Source organism: Fibrobacter sp. UWB1 (assembly GCF_002210325.1).
Lineage (GTDB): Bacteria > Fibrobacterota > Fibrobacteria > Fibrobacterales > Fibrobacteraceae > Fibrobacter.
On record NZ_MWQL01000016.1, the window covers coordinates 44,449 to 68,605 of the forward strand.

The 24,157-nt window shown below is 53.0% G+C and carries 17 protein-coding genes; 14 read left to right on the top strand and 3 right to left on the bottom strand.

The annotated features are described in order from the left end of the window. The first annotated feature begins 486 nt into the window (after nt 1–486). The 10 genes from rfbD (at nt 487) to ribD (ending at nt 12,262) form a co-directional block, all read left to right on the top strand. A complete protein-coding gene (gene rfbD, locus B7988_RS11770) occupies nt 487–1,401 on the top strand; it encodes a dTDP-4-dehydrorhamnose reductase (protein WP_088658063.1) in 915 nt (304 codons plus the stop codon). A gap of 1 nt (nt 1,402) precedes the next feature. Then, on the top strand, nt 1,403–1,543 hold the full coding sequence (locus B7988_RS15085) for a hypothetical protein (RefSeq protein ID WP_158212913.1): 141 nt from the start codon (nt 1,403–1,405) through the stop codon (nt 1,541–1,543). An 80-nt stretch (nt 1,544–1,623) separates the two neighbouring features. Beyond that, entirely contained in the window at nt 1,624–5,616 is a 3,993-nt protein-coding gene (locus tag B7988_RS11775) for a DUF3418 domain-containing protein (RefSeq protein WP_088658064.1), read from the top strand. A gap of 53 nt (nt 5,617–5,669) precedes the next feature. Continuing rightward, nucleotides 5,670–6,434: a Nif3-like dinuclear metal center hexameric protein gene (locus B7988_RS11780; protein ID WP_073317237.1), complete on the top strand. Its 765-nt coding sequence runs from the start codon at nt 5,670–5,672 to the stop codon at nt 6,432–6,434. A 169-nt stretch (nt 6,435–6,603) separates the two neighbouring features. Then, nucleotides 6,604–7,524, top strand: coding sequence for a M23 family metallopeptidase (locus tag B7988_RS11785; protein ID WP_088658080.1), 921 nt, complete (start codon nt 6,604–6,606; stop codon nt 7,522–7,524). Nucleotides 7,525–7,600: 76 nt separating this feature from the next. Beyond that, the gene (locus B7988_RS11790; RefSeq protein ID WP_088658065.1) at nt 7,601–8,440 is read left to right on the top strand and encodes a lamin tail domain-containing protein; all 840 of its coding nucleotides are present in this window, start codon (nt 7,601–7,603) and stop codon (nt 8,438–8,440) included. 52 nt (nt 8,441–8,492) lie between these two features. After that, nucleotides 8,493–9,209: a hypothetical protein gene (locus B7988_RS11795; RefSeq protein ID WP_141225652.1), complete on the top strand. Its 717-nt coding sequence runs from the start codon at nt 8,493–8,495 to the stop codon at nt 9,207–9,209. Between the two features lie 98 nt (nt 9,210–9,307). After that, nucleotides 9,308–10,471 carry a hypothetical protein gene (locus tag B7988_RS11800; protein ID WP_139260927.1) on the top strand — a complete coding sequence of 388 codons (1,164 nt, stop codon included), beginning with the start codon at nt 9,308–9,310 and terminating at the stop codon, nt 10,469–10,471. Continuing rightward, complete coding sequence (locus B7988_RS11805) at nt 10,468–10,917, top strand: rhodanese-like domain-containing protein (protein WP_088658067.1); 450 nt, start codon at nt 10,468–10,470, stop codon at nt 10,915–10,917. The genes B7988_RS11800 and B7988_RS11805 overlap by 4 nt, the downstream gene beginning before the upstream one ends. Nucleotides 10,918–10,987: 70 nt before the next feature. Then, nucleotides 10,988–12,262 carry a bifunctional diaminohydroxyphosphoribosylaminopyrimidine deaminase/5-amino-6-(5-phosphoribosylamino)uracil reductase RibD gene (gene ribD, locus B7988_RS11810; RefSeq protein WP_088658068.1) on the top strand — a complete coding sequence of 425 codons (1,275 nt, stop codon included), beginning with the start codon at nt 10,988–10,990 and terminating at the stop codon, nt 12,260–12,262. 122 nt (nt 12,263–12,384) lie between these two features. Here ribD and B7988_RS11815 read toward each other — a convergent pair whose 3' ends face one another. After that, nucleotides 12,385–13,380 carry a SufD family Fe-S cluster assembly protein gene (locus B7988_RS11815; RefSeq protein ID WP_088658069.1) on the bottom strand — a complete coding sequence of 332 codons (996 nt, stop codon included), beginning with the start codon at nt 13,378–13,380 and terminating at the stop codon, nt 12,385–12,387. Then, a complete protein-coding gene (sufC, locus tag B7988_RS11820; protein ID WP_088658070.1) occupies nt 13,380–14,126 on the bottom strand; it encodes a Fe-S cluster assembly ATPase SufC in 747 nt (248 codons plus the stop codon). The genes B7988_RS11815 and sufC overlap by 1 nt, the downstream gene beginning before the upstream one ends. A gap of 143 nt (nt 14,127–14,269) precedes the next feature. Between sufC and B7988_RS11825 the strand changes: the two genes are divergently transcribed. The 4 genes from B7988_RS11825 to B7988_RS11840 all read left to right on the top strand — a co-directional run bounded on the left by B7988_RS11825 (nt 14,270) and on the right by B7988_RS11840 (nt 22,210). Beyond that, nucleotides 14,270–16,414 carry a polysaccharide biosynthesis tyrosine autokinase gene (locus B7988_RS11825; RefSeq protein WP_088658071.1) on the top strand — a complete coding sequence of 715 codons (2,145 nt, stop codon included), beginning with the start codon at nt 14,270–14,272 and terminating at the stop codon, nt 16,412–16,414. A 51-nt stretch (nt 16,415–16,465) separates the two neighbouring features. Next, nucleotides 16,466–18,583: an OmpA family protein gene (locus B7988_RS11830; protein WP_073317210.1), complete on the top strand. Its 2,118-nt coding sequence runs from the start codon at nt 16,466–16,468 to the stop codon at nt 18,581–18,583. 135 nt (nt 18,584–18,718) lie between these two features. After that, nucleotides 18,719–20,206 (top strand): hypothetical protein, encoded by a 1,488-nt coding sequence (locus B7988_RS11835; protein WP_088658072.1) that lies wholly within the window; start codon nt 18,719–18,721, stop codon nt 20,204–20,206. Between the two features lie 42 nt (nt 20,207–20,248). After that, nucleotides 20,249–22,210, top strand: coding sequence for a nucleoside-diphosphate sugar epimerase/dehydratase (locus B7988_RS11840; RefSeq protein WP_073317203.1), 1,962 nt, complete (start codon nt 20,249–20,251; stop codon nt 22,208–22,210). An 85-nt stretch (nt 22,211–22,295) separates the two neighbouring features. On the opposite strand, the gene B7988_RS11845 is transcribed toward B7988_RS11840, so the two are convergent. Further along, nucleotides 22,296–24,146 carry an MBOAT family O-acyltransferase gene (locus B7988_RS11845; protein ID WP_088658073.1) on the bottom strand — a complete coding sequence of 617 codons (1,851 nt, stop codon included), beginning with the start codon at nt 24,144–24,146 and terminating at the stop codon, nt 22,296–22,298. Between the last annotated feature and the right edge of the window lie 11 nt (nt 24,147–24,157).

Below are 24,157 nucleotides of genomic sequence, written 5' to 3' on the forward strand. Positions count from 1 at the left end.
CCGGCGCATCCATCTCTGACGCTCTCTTTGCCAAGTTCCAGCAGACCGGTGTCTACATGGTCAAGCAGGGTGGCAAGCTCACCCAGGTGCGTGTGACTCGCTAATACTTAACATCCAAATGCTCCTATATTGTGGATGAGGAACGTCTCGCGAAAGCGAGACGTTCCTTTATGTAGGCAAAACAATCTTTTTTATATGCGGGAGGGCGGACAGCACTTAGCACTTTTAGTGCTTAGTGCGCATGGTCTTCGTAAGGAGAGACCCCAGCTCGGAGTTGACGCCTGCGGCGTCCGTGGCTGCATTCGGTCATATCGGCAAGTAAACTTGCCGCTGCGACACTCATTTGCGCACTCTTGCGAAGGCTTTCTTGGCCGACACTTTTCAGGACAGGCTTCGGTCAGCATCAGCATTGTTTGCCTACTGTCATGCTGACGAAAGTCAGCATCGGCTTCTCGTATATGCTATATTTAACCCTGAGGTTTTACTATGAAATTCTTTGTGACAGGTGTGGGTGGCCAGCTGGGCCATGATGTAATGAATGAACTTGCAAAGCGCGGCCATACGGGCGTTGGTTCCGATATGGCACCTGCCTACAGCGGTGTGGCTGACGGATCTGCCGTTACAACGATGCCTTATGTGCAGCTCGACATTACGGACTCTGTCGCCGTCGACAAGGCTCTTTCTGAGATCAAGCCCGATGCCGTGATCCACTGTGCCGCATGGACTGCAGTTGACATGGCCGAAGACGATGCCAACGTGGCGAAGGTCCGCGCGGTAAATGCCGGCGGTACGCAGAACATTGCCGATGCCTGCAAGCGCCTGGGCTGCAAGATGACCTATATTAGCACCGACTACGTGTTCAACGGTCAGGGCACGGAACCTTGGCAGCCCGACTGCAAGGATTACAAACCTCTGAATGTTTATGGCCAGACCAAGCTCGAAGGTGAACTTGCAGTCGCGAATACCCTCAGCAAGTACTTTATTGTGCGAATCGCTTGGGTGTTCGGCCTCAATGGCAAGAATTTTATCAAGACCATGCTGAACGTGGGCAAAACTCACGATACCGTGCGCGTGGTGAACGACCAGATCGGCACTCCGACTTACACGCTCGACCTTTCGCGCCTGCTCGTGGACATGAACGAAACCGAAAAGTACGGCTACTACCACGCCACCAACGAAGGCGGATACATCAGCTGGTATGACTTTACCTGCGAAATCTACAAGCAGGCCGGCCTCTCCACCAAGGTGGTTCCGGTAACTACCGCCGAATATGGCTTAAGCAAGGCTGCGCGCCCGTTCAACAGCCGCCTCGACAAGAGCAAACTCGTTGCAAACGGTTTCAAGCCGCTCCCGACGTGGCAAGATGCCTTGGCCCGTTACCTCAAGGAAATCGGAGAATAATATGGCTGAAAAAGAAACGTACCGCGAAGTGATGCCTGGCGAACTCCCGTGCGAAGTGCCGGAATGTGACGGCGTGATGGTCGTCGACCCCGATAATAGCTACAAGCTGACTTGCGACAAGTGCGGACATATTAAAGAATGAGTAATGATTAATGTGGAATGAGTAATTAATAATTAAACATTTCACATTTCACATTTCACATTACACATCTCACATCAAGCATGTCCTTGCAGAACTTGAAAATCGAATACCCGGAACTTCCTGTTGTTGAACATCGGGAAGAATTTTTTGAGTTGCTTGAAAAGCACCAGGTGGTGATTGTCAAAGCGGATACTGGGTCCGGTAAGTCGACGCAGTTGCCGAAATTTCTGCTGGAGTGGTATGCTAAAAAAGTAGACTGCAAGAAGTCGGAAGTAGGAAGAGAGGTTTCGGAATCTCAGACACCAGAGAGCGAAGCGCGTCCTCAGAACCCCTTTAAAATCGGTGTGACGGAGCCGAGGCGCCTGGCGGCGATTTCTATTGCGGACCGCCTGCGCGAAGAACTCAAGGACGAAACGCTCGTCAGCACCAAGATTCGCTTTTGGGAGCAGGGCCAGAGTGATGCCCCCATCAAGGTCATGACCGACGGTATCCTGTTGCAGGAATTCCGTCGCGATAGACTCTTCCGCCAGTATTCGGCGATTGTGATTGACGAAGCGCATGAACGTTCGTTGAACATCGATATCCTGCTTGGCATTTTCAAGACGGTTTTACAGGCTCGCCCCGAGTTCAAGCTGATTGTGGCCTCCGCGACATTGGATGCGAAGCTTTTCGAAGAATTCTATGACAATAGCTGCGTGATGGAAGCCGAGGGGCGCACGTTCCCGGTGGATGTGGAATATTATTTTAATTCGGAATTCGGAATTCAGAATTCGGAATTGAGAGATGCCAGCGGGAAAGGTGACTCAGGATTATTAGATGAAGCGCGGGATGCGATTCTCGACCTGGAAACTCGCCACCGCGACCATCTGCTTTGTTTTTTGCCGACCGAGCGCGACATTCAGGATTTAGCGGGGGAGCTTGCCCACGAACTGGATTCGGCGAGTTTCGATATCTTGCCGCTTTATGGCCGCATGAGCCCCGATGAACAGCGCCGCATCTTTAAGCATACGGGAAAGACCCGCGTGGTGCTCGCGACAAACATTGCCGAAACTTCCTTGACGATTCCGGGAATTGCCTACGTGGTCGATACGGGCATGGCCCGCATCTCGCGCTACAACGCGCAGTCGCGTATCCAGGGGCTTCCGGTAGAAGAAATTTCAAAAGCGTCTGCGCGACAACGTACAGGGCGCGCGGGGCGCGTAAAGCCCGGCGTGTGTATTCGACTTTATTCGCCCGAAGAATTCGAGAAGCGAGACGAGTTTACGGAGCCGGAAATCCGGCGTAGTAATCTCGCGAACGTCGTTTTGCAACTCAGAAGCCTCGGGCTTGAACTCGAAAATTTCCCGTTCCTGCAGTCGCCGCCGCATTCGGCATTCCGCGGCGCGTACAAGACGCTTTTCGAACTCGGCGCGTTGACTGCGGACAATTCCAGCGGCCATGTGACGAAGCTTGGACGCGAAATGACTCGCTTGCCTATGGACGTGGCACTCTCGGCGGTGCTTTTGCGGGCCCGAGAAGCGGGCGTCTTGCAGCCGGCGCTCATCGTTTGCTCGGCCCTTAGCATCCAGGACCCGCGCGTGGTGCCGAGCGAAGAGCCTGAGCGCACCCGAATCCGTCAGCTGCACCGCAAGTTTGCGGGCCACAAGAGCGACTTTCTCACCTACATTTGCATGTGGAATGGTTTCTGCAGTGAATGGGACGGAAAATCGTGGAACAAGTTGCGCAAGTATTGCGACAAGTTCAGCCTGCATTTTTTGCGTTGCCGCGAATGGATTGATTTGTACGAGCAATTCGGCCGCATTCTCGACGTGAAATACGAAAACCGCGTCTGCCCGCTCGACAGTTTCCACGCCGACAATTTGCACATTGCACTCCTTTCGGGATTCCTCGGAGGAATTGCCCGCCGCGATATCGAAAACGGCTGCTACCGACTGGTGAGCGGCCGCGAAACGCATGTGTTCCCCGGCAGCGATTTGTACGGCAAGAGTGTGGAATGGCTCTTTAGCGCCGAAGTCCGCGAAACAAGCCGCATTTTTTTGAACAAGGGTGCCGAAATCAAGCCTGAATGGATTATGCAGGTGGCAGAACCCTTCTGTACCCGCCGCTGGTTTATGCCGACCTGGAATCAGGAACGCGGCTTTGTCGAGGCCGTCGAAGAAGTGAGCTTCAGGGGGCTTGTCATCAGTCGCGGTCACCGGGTGGATTACGCCCGCGTGAACCCGGACGAGTGTGCCGAAATTTTCTGGCGCGAGGCCGTGGTGCTTGGGCAAATGGCCCGCCCCTTCGCCTTCATGACCCACAACGAGCGCGTCGTCGAAGACCTGCATGGGCTTGAGGCCCGCAAGCGCCAATTCGGGCTTGCTCCCAGCGAAGACGCCCTGGTGGATTACTACGTGCGCATTGCTCCGCGGGTCAATTCCATCAAGACTCTCAAGGATTACATTCGGGAGCACACCGACCAGTTCCTGAAATTTGATGCGAAATTTTGGCTGGAGCAGAATGATTTCGGAGTTCAGAATTCAGAATTCAGAATTGAATCCAATAAATTTGGTGTGAAAATTCCACTAACGAAAACTCCGAAATCCGAAATCCGAAATCCGAGTTTGCCAGGCGGTTCCATCGAGCAGTTCCGCATTGAAGGACTCGACGGTTCTAGCCGCATGGTTACGGGCGAGATGGTTTTTGACGCGACCAAGGAATACGACGGCATTACTCTCAACCTGCCTTACGACTTGATTCCGCAACTGACTCCTGCGAAACTTGCGCTTTCGATCCACCAGTGGCGCGAATGGATGATTGAATCCATCGTGCGCGAAATGCCCAAGGCCGCAAAAAAACAGCTCGAAAATCGCCGGACCTTTATCGACGACGCTTTCTGTGATCGCCTTAAAGCGACCCCGCACAAGTCGCCCATGGTCTCGCTGTACGAAGTCTTTGCCGGAATCAAGCAGCTGGATTGCGACATTCCGACCGTGACGCCCGAAAAGGAAAACCACCTGCGCCTGCATGCCAAGATTTTCAAGACCGGCTTCCCGGAAAAGTTTGCCTGCGAAATCAACCCCGAATGGGGGAGTTTCAATTTGTTTGCTGCGGTCCGCCCGATTGTGGTGACCTTCGGCATCGATTTTGCGCTCGGCGGTATGCGCTTCGGTTGGCGCCTCGGCGAATCGGCCCTGATGACTGCTGAAGAATCTGCTTTCTGGCAGGACTTCCGCAAGCGAGTGGAGAGCCAAGCGACTCCTGACACCGAGAACGCGGATTCCGCTCTCATTACCGATCGTCTGAACCTGCTCGAAACCGGCGGCCTATATGCTGACGGATTCAAGACAGCGCTCAAGGCTTGGGTGTTAAAGTCCCTTGCCGCCGACCATCTGGATGCGAACCGCTGCGTACGCTTTACCGGCCTGGAATTTTCCCGCGGCAAGAAAATCAACGATTTCAAGAATCTCGCGGCGACCTCTCGCAGCGAAGATGACGAGGTGCGCCTCGCCTTGGTGCGTGCCACGTACGAGTCGGCGCTTCTCGGTGCCGAGGTGTTCGTAAAGTATTGGGACATTCTCCGCGAATTCTCGGTCGCCATGCGCCAAGGTGGCGACCATGCCCGCGACGCCATCGCGGCCCTGAGTGCAAGTCACAAGTTCATCGTCAAAATCATCGCGCTTTATTCGCCTGATGGCCCCGAGAACACGCTTTTTGAACGAATTTCAGCGCTTGCTGGCGCGTATGCCTCGCAAATCGGTGCTCCTGATGGCCAGAACAGCCGTATTTCCGTCGTCACGCCTCAGTTTGCGGACCGCCCAGACCTTTCGGTCAAGGCCCTCCGCGAAAAGTTCCGGCCCTACCTCAAGGCCCGCTTCATGAAGGACCACGAGCTCAAAAACGCTCGTGACTTGCTTTCGAAAATGGAGCGCCTCTCGCAAGACGATCCTGAATATCCGGAACTATACTTGCAGGCAAACGCCCTGCTCGAGGGCTTCGAAGTCCTCAAGTTCAAGCGCAAGGGCGACGATTCCGAAGACGTGATTGAAGTCGATGCCCTCGCCAAACTCAAGGGCCGGTTCGGGCGGCTCTAGTGCCCGCGACTTTCTGATTCGATATTTATATTTTAGGCAAAAAGAGGTCCCCGATGCAAATTTCCGAATTCTCGACATGGCTAGACAACCTGCTTGAACCGAAGATGTTCAAGGATTACTGCGTCGACGGTCTTTGCGTCGAAGCATCCGACAAGGTTAGCCGAATCGTTACGGGGGTCTCTTTCCGCGACCGCCTGATCGATGCCGCCATCGAAAACAAGGCCGACTGCATTATCGTGCACCACCCGAATGGATTCTGGAATGGCGAAAATCGCGTGCTCGTGGGCAAGTTCGGCGAACGCATGCGTCGGCTCATGCAGAACGGAATCTCGCTTTACGGCTTTCACTTGCCGCTCGACGGCCACATGGAAGTGGGGAATAACATCTTGATAGCCAACGCTTTCGGACTCCAAAATGTGGAAGGGTTCCTGCGGGAAGGCGAGCGCACCATCGGAGTCGTGGGCGAGTTTTTCGAACCTGTTTCCCGCGAAGCATTTGAAGAACTGGCTCGTGGCGTGTTCGAACATGGCGTGCAACATTCCCTGATGTATGGCAAGCCGTCCATTAAAAAGCTCGCCGTCTGCAGCGGCTCGGCAGGGGCTCCTGCTATTGAAGAGGCAATCGCTCTCGGTTGCGATGCTTTCGTGACCGGCGAAATCAAGGAAGCCGTTCCTATCGCCTGCGAAGAAATGGGTTTCAACCTGCTCAGCTGCGGTCATCACCGTACCGAAATCTTCGGCGTTCGGGCCCTCGCTGCCAAAATCCAGACCGAGCTGGGTATCCCGGCCTCCTTTGTCGACATTGATAATGAAGTGTAAAAACGTCTGTTTTTACACCCCGTGTAAAGTTACTTTTTTATTCCGGAAAAGTCGCTTTTTTGCCGTTTTTAGCCTAAAAATGGCGTTTTTGAAGCACTTTGGCCGTTGAGTGCTTCGCATCACACTATTTTACATTGCCACACAAGACCTTTTTACTATCTTTTCGCCCGTGAATTTTTATAAGACAACCATACACTTCCAGAACTCCTCGAAGTCGATGACCGTCCACATGCCGGTGTTCCTTTTCAAGGCATGGCCCGTGCTTCGGATCTTTGTTGCGATTGGTGTATTGTTGTTTATCGTCCAGATGGTCTCGACCACGATTTACGATGGCGTCCTGAACCACCAGTTGAACGAACGCCAGAAACTTGACAAGGAAATGTCCCAGATTCAGGGGACCCTCGACTACCTGTCGAACACCACGGCTTCTTTCTTCTCCGACGAAAACCGCCTTTACGCAAGCTTTGGACTGCCGACCCAGGACAAGGGTTCCCGCGAACTCGGTACCGGAGGTTCTGTAAGCCCGAACTCCCTTTTGCTCCGCAAGACATCTCCGGTTTACGAACGCATGTCCATTTTGAATGAAACTGCCGAACGTATCCAGGGCAAGCTTGCGAACAATGACTCGTCTTTCCGTACCCTGAACAAGTTCATGGACCAGAAGCACTACATGTGGCGCTTTATTCCGTCCATTTCTCCGACTAACGGCCGCTACGCTTCGGCTTTCGGCCCCCGTATCCATCCGGTGACGGGTGAAGTCGGCAAAATGCACCAGGGTGTGGATATTGCGAACGAACGCTGGACCCCGATTTATGCCCCCGCTGATGGTGTGGTGGAAGTCGCCCAGCTGAGTTCGACCTTCGGTAACTTTGTAACGATTGACCATGGAAACGGCATCAAGACACGCTACGGTCACATGCAGCTGTCTATTGTGCATCCGGGCCAGTACTTGCACCGCTACCAGGTGATTGGTTATATGGGTAATACCGGCCGCTCCGTGGGTCCGCACCTCCATTACGAGGTCTGGGTCCGCAATAGCCCGGTGAACCCGCTTGCCTATATGTTGCCCAACGAATATACCGTTGACTGACGGTCCCGGGTAACACCCTGCTCCTAGAATATGGCGCCGCTTGTCGGCTAAGGGCAGCAACCCCCTAGGGGGTCTCATGAATCAGAATGCAGTTTTGCGTTTGTACGCGCTTCTTTGGGGCGTGGCGTTTTTCTTTTTTGGCTTGGCCCGGGCGGCCGAAACTCCGGATCTCTACTTTACCGAGGTTCACCATTGCCCTGCAGAACCCGAACCGGAATGGGTCGAAGTCTATAACGCTTCGGGGAGTCCGCTCCCGGTAGGGGATTACCGCTTTTGCAACCGGGCCAAGAACTGGAGCGCCTCTCAGGGCAAGACCCGGACCAAGCGCGACACCATTGCCCCTTACGAAACAGTCCTTTTCACCCGCGACACGCTCCTGCTTCGTGAATATCTCGGGTTCAAGGATGTTCGCTTGATTCAGTATGCCATGGGCTACTTGAACAACACGGCGGGGTCACTTGCCATTTGCAAGGGCGATACCGTCATCGATAGTATCGCCTGGGACAAGTCGACTGTCGCATGCCCTTCGGGATTTAACCCGCGGACCGGCCGGGCCGAAAATACGCCGGGCTACCAGAGCGCCCGCGACTTGGACCGGAGCATTCTTTTGAGTGGGTCCGCAGACAAAGGCGAGAAAACGCAATCCGGTAGCAAGACTCCTTTTACATTCCGGCTATCGACGCGCGTGCTTCGGGCAAACAAGACTCCACTCCGGGTCTATGTTGAAAGTGAATTCCCGGTCGCACTTCGGCTGCTGGATTCGGCCGGCCGCGAACAGTGGAAAACGACCGTGCCCGCGAATTCCAACGTCTGGGTCAATGTGCCGCTCGACCGCCTTGCGGGTATAGGCGTTGCCTATATCGCGCTTGCCTCGGGCCGCTACGAGCAATTGGTCGGAATCTTGGTGAGGCCGTAGCATGCGTGGGTTGGCATTACTAATAGTGTGTCTCGCGAGCCTTGCCTGTGCCATGGACTTCCCTGGAGAATTTGTCCAAAATCCGGGCGGCTCGCTAGCCCTTTCAGGGCTTCCCGGGTACAAATCGAGCCCGGCAAGAATCGCGGCACCCGGTTTTGGGCTTGCCTATGCGCAAGTGGGCGAGGCCTCCTTGCAGGTGGCGGGTGCCGCAGGCGAACTCGGCCTCCTTCGCGACTACCGGCTGGCATTTTTCAGTTCGTACCTAGAAATGGATTCCCTGTACAGGCAGGTTTATTCCGAATGGAATCTTTCGGTGGCGAAATCCTGGATCGTCGGGGGAGTGGGCTATGGGTTATCCGTCGATTGGATTCCGGGGGACAGGTTTTCTAGGGAAAACTGGACGATGAACCGTTACAAGGCGGGGCTTGCTTTCTTGAAAAATCCGTTGTCGTTTTCGATGATGACGGCCCTTGTCAATCACCGTTCGTTTTATGACTTGGATTATGCGGTCGCTATCCGGTTTCAGGGAGAACGATTCGGGGCGTTTATCGAGTACGACGGGACCTCAATCGATATCGGCCATTCCCTAAACTTTGCGCATGCGTTTGTCCTTTCCGCTTACCGCTTTCCGGAATTTGCGGTGTCCGTTTCGATGGGATTTACCTTTGGAACATGGCAATTTTCGGGGGCGTACGGCAATGCCCGCTCTATATGGGATTGGTTTGGCTTTACGGCTGCTAAATCGGTTCGAAAAAAGACTATATTATGAATATGCAGGTTTCTGTAGGTCTTTTAATTGCAGTATCATTTGTCTGTTTCCTGGTAATCACGGCGTTTGTGATTGTCGTCCTTTTAATTAGGGACTTATTGAACAAGCAAAAGATCTATTCCGTTTTTTCGAACTATTTGGGCGATTTTCTGGTAATCGTTTCTAAAGAAGGTCGCGTGATCGATGCTACCCCGACCTATATTTCGGATCCGCTTTACAATTCCATTTTGCGCCAGAAATCCTTCAAGAAGATTTTTTCGGCGGCCGAATACAAGCGATTCCTGGAATACGTCAAAGGCCTGGACGCTTACCCCGATATTCCGTTCGTCTTTTCGCAGGATTCCGGTGACGGCTTGAACTGGTACGAAATCCGCGCCAGCATGCAAAAGCAGGGGGTCGATGTCCATATGGTGCTTTTGCTCAAGAATGTGACGCTGGACGTGGAATCCAGAACCCAGCGAGATGAATTGAAAGAAAAAGTCGATATGCTTTTGCAGAATACAGGCGACTTTTTGTGGTCCATGGATGTCGATACCCGTACATTTACGTTCTTGACCCCGCTAGTCGATGACGAAGGGCGTGCCATTCCGAGAACCCAGGGTGTTCAGGATATTCGCGCGATGATGCCCGAAGACGATTACGCCTTCTTTGACAAGCATTTAAATGCTCGCATTGTGGAATTCCGCGCCAAGGGCCAAAATTTGAGCGAAAATCGCGGAGTGCGTTTGCGCCTGCAAGGCGAAAACGGCAAACTGGACTGGTATGCCTTTTGCGGGCGCCTCTATACCGAAGAAAATGCGAAAATCGTTTTCCGCGGTTTGGCTCGCCGCCTAGACATGCAACTTGAAAATCCGGTCGTCGAAGGGGCTGATATGAGTGAGTCCCTACAGATGTCTGCTCTTGCGTTCCCCGATATTCGCATGTTCTGGATAGATAGAGACTATAAAGTCCGCGGCTGTAACCAGGCTTTTTCGCTCGCGTTCGGAAGTCCCGATCCCGAAAAAATCGAAGGCAAACGGCTGCTCGAGGTGGTGCGTCCGCGTTATTTCTCGCTGTTTCACGGTGTGGTTTCGGAAGTTTTTGAAAAGGGCCTTTCTAAATCCTGGAAGGGCGCTTTCGGTGTAGGCAAACGCCTGCTTTGGTTTAATGCTATACCCCTCAAGCGCGAAGACGGTTTTACCCACTGTGTGCTTGGAGTGTACATGCAATTGGATGAAAACGATTTCAATGTAGCCAATAATTTAACTCTGGAGAAAAAATGAAAAAGTTAATGATGATTGCCGTGGCCTCAATGTTTATTTTCGCAGGCTGTGAAGAAAAGAAAGATGCCGCTGTTGAACAGGCCAAACCGGCTCCGGTTGCGGAACAGCCCGTTGCCAAGAAGGCTCCGGCTCCGTCCGAAGTGGCCGTGCGTGCCGGTGTGCAGTCGGTTGACTGGGACAAGGCTATTGAAATGAATGCCAATGGCGCCATTTATGTGGACGTGCGTAATGCTCCTGAATTGAACGAAGGCTTCGCTCCGCACGCATTGAACATTCCGCTGAGCGAACTCAAGCAGCGCATTGGCGAACTCCCGAAGGACAAGGACTTGCTGATTTACTGCCGTTCCGGTCGTCGTAGCGAAGCCGCTAGCAAGTATCTGATGGACCAGGGCTATACCCGCGTGTATAATGTTATCGGAGGCTTCCTCGCATACCCGAAGAAGTAGGAATAGAACTTAGATCGCTGCTCTGCAGAACTTGGTTCTGCCGACTGCGTTCTGCCTACTGCAAACTCGTATGAACTATCTGCAACTCGCGTTTGAGCAGTCTCTATTTTCGGTCGGAATCAGCCGGCCGAATCCTGCCGTAGGTGCCGTTGTCGTTAAAGACGGAATCGTTGTCGGGAAGGGGCGTACACAGCGCCCGGGGAATGCTCATGCCGAGGTGATGGCGCTGCGTGACGCGGGCGAGCTCGCCCGCGGGGCGGCCATCTATGTAACTCTTGAACCTTGCTGCCATTATGGCCGCACGCCCCCCTGCACAAAGGCAATCATCGAAGCCGGCATCAAGGAAGTCTACTTCGCGCATGCCGACCCGAATCCGGTGGTGCGCGGCAAGAGCCGAAGCATTTTAGAAGAAGCCGGAATCAAGGTCTTCGAAGGTGTGGAGGCTTGCGAACGTGCGATTGCCGATACCGGCTGGGACGAATCTTGCTCGCATGACGGCTGCAAGGTACTTTCTGGCAATCCGGCTGCTATGGCGGGGGAGCCTGAAACTCGCGCCGAGGCTATCGCCGAAGCCCGCATGCTCTTTCACGAAATCGAACGCTTCTTCGAAGCCTACGATTTCTATGTCCGCAACAAGGCGACCTTTGTCGAAATCAAGTCGGCCATTTCGCAAGAAGGCTACATGGGGGCGGTTGTAGGTGGTGCAAAGGGTTCTGCGCGTAATGCGCCGCTCAAAATCACCGCTCAAGGCGCCAATTGCTGGAACCATGAACTTCGCGCCATGAGCGATGCTATCCTTGTGGGCGCTGGCACCGTACTTGCCGACAATCCCTCGCTCGATGTGCGCCTTGCCCAAGGGAACAATCCCGTCAAAATCATCTGGGCCGGGCATCACGAATTTAGCGCTGATGAAGTAGCGACCCTTCGCGTGTTTCAGGCGCCTGTAGAAGAAGGCAAGGCACCCATTGTCTTTACATGCGTGCCGCAGCCCGCGCTGGATAAATTGAATGCGGGGGAGGCGCCGGCTGCTGAAAATTTCGCAATTGAAGTCGTTGCTTTAAGTAATGCGTCCTTCGTCGCGAACTGGCACGAAATGCATGCGAATCTCTCTGCCCGCGGCATGCACCGCCTCATGGTTGAGCCGGGTGCCCGCCTTGCGGCTGAAATCTTTAAATGCGGTCTTTGGAACCGCCTCGATTTGTGGCAATCCTCAGACCCGGCGGTCGACCGTGCGCTAGAATCTAGCGGCGCCGACGGCCTTGCTTATCCGGAATTCCCCACAGCCCTCGTCGCCCGAGAATCCTTTATGATTGGCCCCGACGTGTTGACCGTATACTCCCGCTAGCCCGATTGTCATTCCGGGCTTGACCCGGAACCTCCTTTGATGCATGCTAAAAAAGCATTTCGTTCATGAAATGCACTGTTCTCGGTTAGGAGAGGAGATCCCGGCTTTCGCCGGGAAGACAATTAAAGCGCCTGCATCAATCGCTTTTTCGCAGGTCCTTCCGGCAGTTCCAGGAACAATTCCTTCGCAAACGCCTTGGTGAGCATTTCGCGTGCCTTGTCGGAGGGAATTCCGCGGCTCGTCAAGTAGAACATCTGGTCCTTGTCGAGTTCGCCCACGGTATTGCCGTGCGTACATTCCACGTCGTCGTGGTAAATCTTGAGTACCGGCTTCACTGAAACGCTCGGACCGTCGCTTAAGAGAATCGTATTCACCAGCTGGCTCGAATTCACCTTGCTGCAGCTGTTGCCCACAATCACTTGACCGTCGTAGCTGGCGTAAGCGTTTTCGTCGAGAATGTTACGAACAAATTGCGTGCTTACTGTTTCGGGGGCGTTGTGCAAAATCGTCAGGCGCTGGTGCTTGGATGCTGTACCCTTCAGAATGTTCAGGCTGCGGTAATCGAAGTTCGCGCCTTCGCCGTTCAACTCGACGCGCGCACTGATGCGGCCGATGCCTGCATCTTGCAGAACATTTGCGAAATGCACCGTAGAATGCGCGGCCTGCTTGATATCGAAATGCCTAAAGGTCAGCGGCAAGTCGTTTGCGGGGTTTGCAAAAAAGATTTCGAGTTCGGCACCTTCGGCAACATTGATGTCGAAGCGCTCGGCGCAAATTTCATGCATCACCTTGTTGTCAAGAATCTCGATGCTTGCCTTCGCGTTCTTGCCGATGTTCAAGACGGTACGACCGAAGTCGTTGTTGCACTTGAGCATCGCCATTTCGTTTTCGCCGTCATCAATCGACTTCACGAGTTCACGGGCGTTGCAGGCAATCGGCAGAAGGGCGGCAAAGTCGTCTTCGCATGCGAAGTCTTCGTCGCAGGTGCATACGTCAGCGACGCGGCAATTTCCGTCCGCGCTCAGAATATTCGGAATCTTGTTGACTGGGAAAAACGTCCACAATTCGTTATTGCGACGCGGCATTCCCAATTGTTTAATGCGGGTAATGGCGTCCATTAGTTTTCCTCGATCCAGTCGTAGCCTTGTTCTTCGAGCTTAAGCGCAAGTTCCGGGCCGCCCGAAAGAATAATCTTACCGTGGCGGAGCACGTGCACGTAAGTCGGCTTGATGTAGTCCAGAAGTCTCTGGTAGTGCGTCACCAGAATCACGGCCTTTTCGGGCGACATAATCTGGTTGATACCGTGAGCCACGATGCGGAGAGCGTCAATGTCAAGGCCCGAGTCCGTTTCGTCGAGGAACGATACCTTCGGGTCAAGAATCGCCATCTGCAGAATTTCGTTGCGCTTCTTTTCGCCGCCGCTAAAGCCGTCGTTTACGCCGCGGTCGCGGTAACGGTCGTCCATTTCGAGCATGGCCATCTTTTCTTCGCAAAGCTTCTTGAAGTCGGCATCGGCGAGCGGTTCAAGACCCAGGTAGGCCCGCTTGGAATTAAGCGCCATCTGCAAGAATTCCACGTTGTTCACGCCCGGAATTTCGGTGGGGTACTGCGTGCTGATGAAGAGTCCCGAATTGGCGCGGTCGCAGATTTCCATCGAAAGCAAGTCCTTGCCGTCGAGAGTCACGGAACCTTCGTTCACGGTGTAGGCGGGGTGGCCTGCGATGACCTTTGAAAGCGTACTCTTACCAGACCCGTTCGGGCCCATGATGGCGTGAACTTCGCCCGGTTTGACTTCCAGGTTGATTCCCTTCAAAATCTGGGTTCCGTCTTCGATACTTGCTTTAAGGTTCTTGATGGACAGCATAATTCCTCTCTTAATCGGTTGCCAAATATAGAAAAATCTCCCCAGTTGAAAAAATGCAAGAAAAAGCTCTATTTTCCGTAAGGTTTAAATAATTTTTCCTATATTTTGTTCAAATCTGAATTTATGCATTTTTGGAGACTCGGATGGCTGAAAACGAACAGCAGACGATCGTTGTCGGGGCGCAAGCTCAGTCGACCAACAATACAATTACCCTGCTTGAAGCCTTATTTATTCTGTGGAAAAAGCGTTTTACGCTATGTTTGTTCCTGGCAGCAGGTGCTTTAATCGGACTTGTGATAGGTCAGTGGATTCGTCCTCAGTTTACAAGCGATGCCCTGTTGCAGATCGATGTAAAGGGTAACAAGGCCGCAAACCGGGCTATGGGCGAAATGGGAGCCATTCTGGATGTCGCTAGTCCGGCCGATGCCGAAATCGAACTAATCAAGAGCCGCTTGGTACTGAACTACGTGGTCTCCGAAGAACATTTGAATTACTCGGCAACGCCGACGAGTGCCTTGAACCGCCTTCTGCACCGCGAAGGCCGCATGGATCTTGACTACCTCTTTATTCCGGACATGGCCCGCACCGAAAAGTGGTGGGCTGTGGTTACAGGTGACGACACTTACGCAGTGTATAATGAAGACGAAACTAGGCTGGTCGAAGGCAAGGTCGGTCAGATGCTCAAGGTTTTGTATGCGGGCGATACCTTGCAGATTCGTGTAAGCCGCATGCGTGCCACTGTCGGCGAAGAGTTCCGAATCAGCATGACGAATCCGTTGATCGCGGTCCGCAGTCTTGCCGCAGGCCTCAAGGTGGCTGAAAAAGGAAAACAGACCGGTGTCATTGGAGTGTCTTTCTCGCACCGCTATGCAGACCGCGCTGCTTCGATCCTGAATACCATTGCCAACACGTATGTTCGCCAGAATGTGGAAATGCGCAGTGCCGAAGCCGAAAAGACTTTGGAATTCCTGGAATCGCAGTTGCCTGGCGTGAAGGCTAAACTAGACAGTTCCGAAAAGGTTTTGGCCGATTATCGCCATAGCATTGGTTCGGTGGACATGACCGGAGAAACCCAGGCTCACTTGAATAAGGAAGTGGACCTGCAACGCCAGTTGCTTCATTTGGAACAGGAACGCCAGCAGGCGACGCGTCTGTTTAAAGAAGAACATCCCTCTGTTCAGACAATTGTAAAGCAGCAGAATCGCTTGCGTGGTGAACTCGCTCGCCTCAAGAAAACGGCTGAATCCATGCCGGTGACGCAGCAAGAAATGATCCGCTTGCAAGAAGAAGTGTCGGTGAACAATGCCCAGTACACGGCAATGCTTAACAACATCCAGCAGTTGCGCGTGGTGCGTGCCGGTGAAGTCGGAAACGTGCGTATTGTGGACTTTGCCCAGGTCGAACCGATCCAGAGCAAGCCCAAGAAGTTCAATATCCTGATTTGCTCTATGGCCGCCGCCTTTATGCTTGGCGTGCTCTGGGTGTTCATGCTCCGCATGATGCGCAATGGTGTTCGTAGTTCCCAGGAACTTGAACATGCTACCGAAGTCAGCGTCTTTGCAAAGATCCCGGAATCCAGGAACAGGCTCTTGCGCGACAAACGCCACAAGCTGACTCTAGTCGAAGCGTCGCCGAACGACCAGGCAAGCGAAGCGTTCCGCACCTTGCAGACAGCGGTGGATTTTTCGCTTACCGAAGGTCAAAAGGTGCTCATGATTTGCGGCTTGATGCCGGGTGTGGGGAAGTCCTTTGTGTCCAAGAACTTGGCTGCTGTATACGCCATGAACGGTAAACGTGTGCTGCTGATTGATGCCGACATGCGTAAGGGCGTGATCCGCAGCTCCAAGTATTTGGGACTTGCCGAAGTACTTTCGGGTAAGATTCCTTGGCGTGAAACGGTTGCTGAATCCCGCTGCCAGAACCTTTTCGTGATGGGTTGCGGAAAGCGCCTGATGTCTCCGAGTGAACTCTTGCGTCACGATCTCTTCAAGACCCTGCTTGAAGAAATGAAGTCAGAATATGACATGATTTTGGTGGATACCCCGCCCGTAAGCATGGTGACCGATGCCGAATTGATTTTCCCGCTGGTGGACTTTGCCTTGATGGTGGTTCATTATGGAACAGATTCCGTTGCCCAAATTAAGGAAAACCTTGCCAACCTGCGCCGCTATGCAGACAAGCCCTGCGCATTCGTGATGAACCATTGCGAATACGAACCAGGCCATTATTATGGCTATGGATACTATGGAAAGGGATATTACGGTAAGGGATATTTCAGTAAATCGTAAGAATTTATTATATTTAAACAACAAACTCGTTACCGAAGAAGGAAACAAAACATGAAAAAAATACTTGGGACTGCACTACTGGCAGCTGGAATCAGCTTTGCCCAGATAGGCATGGAGGGCGGCACTGACGGTCTCCATCAGACTAACGCCAAGACCCTTGGCCAATGGAATTTTGCCGTTGGTACCGGTGGTAACATTGCTATTGACGGCTGGGCCCTTGCCCGTGGTGGTAAGTACAGCCAGGGTGGCAAGGACTATACCTTTAACTGGTGGGACTACACTCAGGCTGGTAACTTCTTCGTGAACGCCGGTTTGACCAACTGGATGGACGTGGGCGTGAGCCTGCCGGTTTACTACGAACACGCTAATTCCAATGGCCCTTCTGGTTCCAACAACATGTGGGGCACCAGCCGCGGCGACTTGAACGTGTGGTCCAAGATCCGCCTCCCGCTCGATACCAACAAGTGGTACGGCTTTGCTGCCATGCTCAATATGTATATCCCGACGGGTGAAACCAATGCCGGCGTGCGTCCGCGCCACGCCTGGTACCTGAATAGCAATGGCTATACTCATCCTTATACAGCTGATGACTGGGCCTTCGGTCTCGGCTTGGTCGGTACGGCCGACCTCACCAAGCTCAGCAACCCCAAGCCCTGGCGCTTTAACTTGTTTGCCCAGTACGTTTACCCGCTCGACCTGGACGAAACCCAGGTGCTCGTTTACAGCGCTGGCGTGAACTGGCTCCCCAAGAGCTGGATGGACGTGTTCTTGGAATACTCCGGCGAAGCTCGCCTGCAGACCAAGGGCATGTACAAGTTTGAACCCAGCGAAGATCCTATGATTATTACTCCGGGTCTCCGCTTCCATCTGCCGTACAACATTGACTTCGCAATGGGCCTCGAAGTAGCCGTGCGTGCCTTCAAGAACCCGTTCTACCATGGCTCTGATGAAATGGAAGGCTGCAACGACCGCATGGTCAAGTTCCAGGGTGAAGATAACAAGACCTACGAATACTGCTATGCTCCGACCCCGCTCGTTGCCGGTGCCGCACTCCTCACTTGGTACTTCGGTGCCGACATGTGGCGTGATTCCGATGGCGATGGCGTAAGCAATGCCAATGACAAGTGCAAGCACACCAAGAAGGGCATTAAGGTTGACGCCGAAGGCTGCCCGATGGATAGTGACAAGGACGGCGTCGTAGATTCTTACGACAAGTGCCCGAACACTCCGGAAGGTGTCGCCGTGAATACCGACGGTTGCGCCGACAAGGATTCTGTGATTGTGAATGACGACAACGACCAGGTTGATTCTGCTGCTTTGAACGCTGCTGAACGCGCTCGTCTTGATTCCTTGAACCGTGTCGATACCGACAAGGACGGCATTGCCGATATTAACGACAAGTGCCCGAACACTCCGGATGGCATTGTGGTTGACTCTGTGGGTTGCATGCTCGACTTCGACGTCGACGGCGTGCCCGACAACAAGGACAAGTGCCCGAATACTCCGGAAGGCATCAGTGTCGATAGCACCGGTTGCCCGATGGACTTCGACCACGACGGCGTACCTGACAACAAGGACAAGTGCCCGAATACTGCCATGGGCGTGACGGTTGATTCTACCGGTTGCGCTGCCGATAGCGACCAGGATGGCGTTGCCGACGGTCAGGACAAGTGCCCGGGTACCGTTGCCGGCATGCCGGTTGATTCTGTGGGTTGCGTGCTCGATGGTGACAAGGACGGCGTTCCTGACCCCAAGGACAAGTGCCCGAACACCCTCGAAGGCATTGCCGTTGACACTGTGGGTTGCGCCGTGAACAAGAAGGAAAACCTGGACGAACTCAAGAAGGGTATCCAGTTCCAGACCGGTTCTGCCAAGCTCACCAAGAAGAGCTTCACCACCTTGAACGATATCGCTAACCTGATGCGCAAGGTGAAGTCTGCCAACCTGGAAGTGCAGGGCCACACCGATAACACCGGCTCTGAAACTACGAACCAGAAGCTTTCTGAAAAGCGAGCCAAGGCTGTGGTGGACCACTTGAAGAAGAAGGGTATCGAAGCGGACCGTCTGCGTGCTATCGGTTACGGTTCTGAAATGCCGATCGCCGATAACGAAACGAAGGAAGGCCGCGAAATGAACCGCCGCGTGGAACTCGTTCCGTTCGAAAAGTAATTCGCTGAATTATACAGGGGTCGGCTTTCGCCGACCCCTTTTTTTTACGATACTAATTGTACTGATTGTTACACTGACGAGTCACCCTGATTGTCACCCTGAGGACGCTCAGGGGCAGCATCTTGAAGAAGAACTATGAAGAAGTTTTTATCTGCAGTCTTACTACTCACGTCTTTAGCATTTTCCCAGTCGGTCCTCGGCACAGAGCATAACCGCAACCTGCGCACGCTTGATTACCTGCCCATGCTCATGGACTACCACCGCCAGACGGTGGGCGAATCCCGTCAGTTCTTTACTTACCCTCGTCGTAATTACGACTTTGTTAAAAATTTTGCAGATAAAGAAAGTAATGCGCTAGTGTACTATGCTGATTCTTTAGGTGCAGGAAAAGACGCTCATCATTTTGCAATTGCTGCTTCGCTAGTTTTGGGTATGGATTACCGCGGTGGAGAAGCCTTAGGTGATACGATTTGGCCGGGCATTGATGGCGGCCTGTATTTGCGTGGCTATGCAGACTCGCTTGATTTTGATTTGGACGCACGCATTTATGCCGAACAGCACGCGGCGAAAAAGCCCAAGAGCTTTGATGGCGAAGTCTTTGATGTACAAACGGAAAACGGTAACGCCGGTGCCGATTACGTGAGTTATGCGCGTTACCGTGCGCACTTGGGACTGAACTACGCCTGGGCACGAATCTCCTTGGCTCGCGACGTATTGCACTGGGGCCCTGGCTACTACAACAACCTAGCCTTTAACCAGTTTGCTCTTCCGTACAATATGCTTAACCTGGACTTTACCTTTGGTCCGCTTCGCGTGTTTAGCGTGTATGCAGACTTGCGCGTGAATAGCTGGAGCTACAGCAAGGACAACTTGAATGACCGCAACCTGTACGCCCACCGCTATGAACTCGCCTTAGGAAACTTGACCGTGGGCATGAGCGAACTGCAGGTGCTGTACAACGAAAATAAACCATGGCTGTTCGTGCCGGTGGTTCCGCTGTTTATAGAGAAGGGCAATTACACCGAACGCGTGAATAACGGGGCACTCGCTTTTGATATAAATTACCGATTGTTTAATGCGGTGCGCGTGTACGGTGAATTCTTCTTGGACGACATGGAATCGCCGATGGCCGTGTACGAAAACAAGTACAGCAACAACCGCTGGGCGGGTATGCTCGGTATGCAGGCGGGGTACGATATGGTTGTGAGGGGTAAACCCCTGCAGTTGGGAACCATTGCCGAAATCGCCCGTGTAGAACCTTACACCTACTGCCATTACGATACGGCGATGGCGCAGATGGCTCATTTGGGAATGCCCCTGGGAAACCCGAACGGCCCCAATAGCTTGGCGATTGATTGGACAATCTATGGCAATCTGGGCCTAAGCGGGCTTTCTAGCTTGTTCGTAGGCGTCCACCACAAGTGGTTGTGGAAGGGTGTTGACGCCGGTAGCGATATCGATGACCCCTACAAGACTCGCCGTAAGCGCTTTATTCATAGCGCCCCCCTGCATTATTCGCTCGCCCCCACCTTGAGCTACCGCGGGGCTCATGTGGCCTTTATGGGGGAATACGGATTTTTTGATGATAAATTCGTAAACTTGCGATTGGTGTTTATGTTCTAAGGTAAGATTATTTTATATTTGGCGTATCAGAAGGGGCATTAGATGTTTAACGAGAAAGTCAAGAATTTGTTCAATAGCTTTAGACTGCGTAAGCGCGTGCTGGCGGCGGTCGACGCCTTTATCGTGGTGGCGGCTGCGCTTTTTGCCAACTGGCCATTGCCCGCGGTTGCGGAACGAATTAACCGCCCTGAACTCTTGATTATTTCTGTTACTTGTGTTATAGGCTGCTTTGCGGGCTTGCTCTTTTTCGGGGCCTACAATAAACTGTGGCGTTACTTTAGCAAGCGCGACTACCTGAGCTGCATTAAGGGTGTTGTCGGCGGCATGTTGGTCGCTTACGGTCTGGTGTACTTGTTCCAGCGTCAGGTTTTTGTGGAATTCGCCGTGTTGCATACCTTGGTGGCCATTGTGGGCGTGTGCGCCTTCCGTTATATGTTCCGTGGCACTTTTGTGTCCCTGGTGCGTACGGGTTACAAGGAAGCGAGCCTGGCCAACAAGACCCGCACCATGATTGTGGGGGCTGGTTCTGCCGCCCAGATGTTGATCAAGGAAATCCGCAACAACCAGGCCGACGAAGAAGAAGGCCTTAAGTCTAGCGTGGCGACCCACTTGAATCCGGTTTGCCTGGTTGACGATGACCGCTACAAGATTGGCAAGATGTTCGAAGGAGTGTTGGTGGCTGGTTCCACGACCGACATTCCTAAAATCGTGAGGGAAGAACGCATTGAGCAGATTATTCTTGCTATTCCGAGTTGTCCGCCTAAAGATCGCCAGACGATTTTGGATATTTGCGGTAAAACGGGCGTGCCCGTAAAGGTGTTGCCGTTTATCGGTAGCTTGCTTGATACCTCGAACGTGGGCGATGGCACCACGAGCTACGTGAACCAGATTCGCGATATTAACGTAGAAGACTTGCTGGGCCGCGACCCTATTCGCTTTGACAATAAGGATATTCGCGACTTTATCGAGGGCAAGGTTTGCATGGTCTCGGGTGGTGGCGGCAGTATCGGTAGCGAACTGGTGCGCCAGATTGCGAAGTACAATCCGAAGCAGGTGATTATCGTGGACATTTACGAAAACAATGCCTACGATATTCAGCAGGAATTGCGCATGGAATACGGCGACAAGCTGAACCTGGTGACTTTGATCGCCTCGGTGCGCGACTACTTCCGCATGAACCAGATCTTTAAGAAGTACAAGCCCCAGGTGGTGTTCCATGCGGCGGCCCATAAGCATGTGCCGCTCATGGAAAACAACCCCATGGAAGCCATTAAAAATAACGTCATCGGTACGTTTAACATGGGTACACTCGCGGTTCTGAACGGCGTCAAGAAGTTTGTGATGATCAGTACCGACAAGGCGGTGAACCCCACTAACGTGATGGGTGCCTCTAAGCGCTGCTGCGAAATGATTGTGCAGTTCTTGGCTCAGCAGAAGAGTGGCGATACCGAATTCGTGACGACTCGCTTTGGCAATGTGCTGGGCTCGAACGGTTCCGTGATTCCACTGTTCAAGCGTCAGATTGAACAGGGCAAGCCTGTGACGGTGACTCACCCCGACATTATCCGCTACTTTATGACGATTCCGGAGGCGGTGAGCCTGGTGCTAGAGGCAGCCTCGATTGCTCACGGTGGCGAAATCTTTGTGCTCGATATGGGCCACCCGGTAAAGATCGTGACTTTGGCCGAAAACTTGATCCGCATGTACGGCAAAGTGCCTTACAAGGATGTCCCGATTAAGTTTACGGGGCTGCGTCCGGGCGAAAAGCTGCTCGAAGAGCTGCTCATGAGCGAAGAAGGCCTGCAGAAGACGAAGAACAAGTTGATTTACATCGGTAAGCAGATCGAAATCGACATGGACAAGTTCATTAACCAGCTGTGGAACTTGAAGAACGCCGCCAGCGCCAACGATGACCAGAAGGCCATCAAGGCTCTGCACGAGATTGTGCCTACCTTCACCACTCCTGAAGAATTCAACCGCACCGTCAAAATGCCTGCGGTTTAATTCGCGGCTCATTTCAGAAATTACTTTTAAAGCAAAAGCTCATGATGTTTATCATGAGCTTTTTTCGTATGCGCCGTTGGCGCTACTAGAACTGGAAGTAGATGAAGGGGCAGGAGTCTGCGCTCATGAACTGGTAAATCACGAAGATGATGAACGCGGTGCTTGCGACCATCAGCGGTAGCGGCTGCGACGCGAATGCGATGCGGTAGCGGCTCTTGACCTTCTTGGGAATCCAGTGGATAAGCATGCCCGCGATGAATACGAGAATGATGTTGATGTGTTCCCAGGCTATAGTGCCAAGAGTGCCCCATTTCCAGGCGCAACCCATTTGCTGTACCATGTTCTTGGCGGTATTCCAGGCGACTTCGTTGGCTTCGGCAGGGTCTAGGTTCGAACCTGCGCGGAAGAAGAGTCGCGTAAACGTGATGAAAACGAAGGTTAGCGACACGTTCCAGGCAACATAAATCCAGTGGAAGGTCTTGTCGCTGAACAGGCGGAACACCCATACGGCGTAAATGCCGGTGAAGAGCACGCCGAAGTAGACTGCAGTAATCGCGAAGATGGCGGTGTGCGTCTGCTTGAAGATTATGGCGCTTGCAGCGAACAGGATGAATGAGGCGATGGCGCGGAACTTGAGGCTGCGCTTGCACCAGATTTTGTTGAATACCTGGCCAAAGCCGTTCAGACCACCCCAAATGATAAAGTTCCAGCTGGCTCCATGCCACCAACCGCCCACAATCTGGGTGGCCATGGCGTTCATGTTGGTGGTAATGAACTTGCGCGATTCGGGCCTAAAGTAGGCGACAACGGAAATGTAGGCGAACAGGAGACCAAGCATGACGCCCACGAGCACGCTGCCCGAAAGCATGATTGCCACAAGGCTCAAGAACGCCATCCAGAAGTAGGTGCCGACGGTGGCATTCCTGTTGCCGCCCAGGGGAATGTACAGGTAGTCGCGCCACCAGCTCGAAAGGCTAATGTGCCAGCGACGCCAGAATTCGGTGGGACTGAGGGCCTTGTAGGGGCTGTTGAAGTTCTGCGGCAGGCGGAATCCCATCAGGAGTGCAACGCCAATGGCGATGTCGGTATAGCCCGAGAAGTCGGCATAAACTTGCAGGGAGTATGCAAAGAGCGCAATCAGGTTTTCAAGGCCGGTAAACAGCAGGGGAGTGTCAAAGACTCGGTCCACGAAGTTGGTGGCCAGGTAGTCGCTCAAGATGATCTTTTTGGCGAGGCCGTTCAGGATCCAGAATACGGCGATACCGAAGGTACGGCGGGGCAAGAAATACTTGCGGTAAAGTTGCGGCACGAACTTGTCGGCGCGCACAATCGGGCCAGCCACAAGCTGCGGGAAGAACGTGAGGTAAAAGCCAAAATTCAGGATGTTGTCGACAGCCTTGATTTTACCGCGGTAAATATCGATGCAGTAACTCATTGCCTGGAAGGTGAAGAACGAAATACCCACCGGCAAAATGATGGTGTCGACCAGCGAATGCGTGCCGAACATCTTGTTGCTTGCCGCGGCAAAGAAATTGTACACGTGGAGTTCGATTCCGGTAAAGTCGTAAAGTGCGTCCAGGAAGAAGTAAGAGTATTTATAGTAGCAAAGCACTAGCAGGTCGATAATGACCACGATGATCATCCAGAGTTTCTTTTTCCATTGCTCTTCGGCTTTTTCGATCCATTTGCCAATGAAGAAGTTAGCGACCACGCAGAAAATAAGAATGCAGACGTAGCTTCCACTCGTTTTGTAGTAGAAGAACATGCTTGTCGCAAACAAGAAGGCGTTACGCAGCAGGATGCGGTTCTTGATCAGGGTGAGAACGGCGAAAACGCAGGCGAAAAATCCCCAGAAATAGAACTGCGTAAACAGCAGGGGACTGTTCGGGTCAAACGCAAAGGTGCGGGTGAGAAATGGAATGACGTAATCAAGCATAGGAGTAGGAA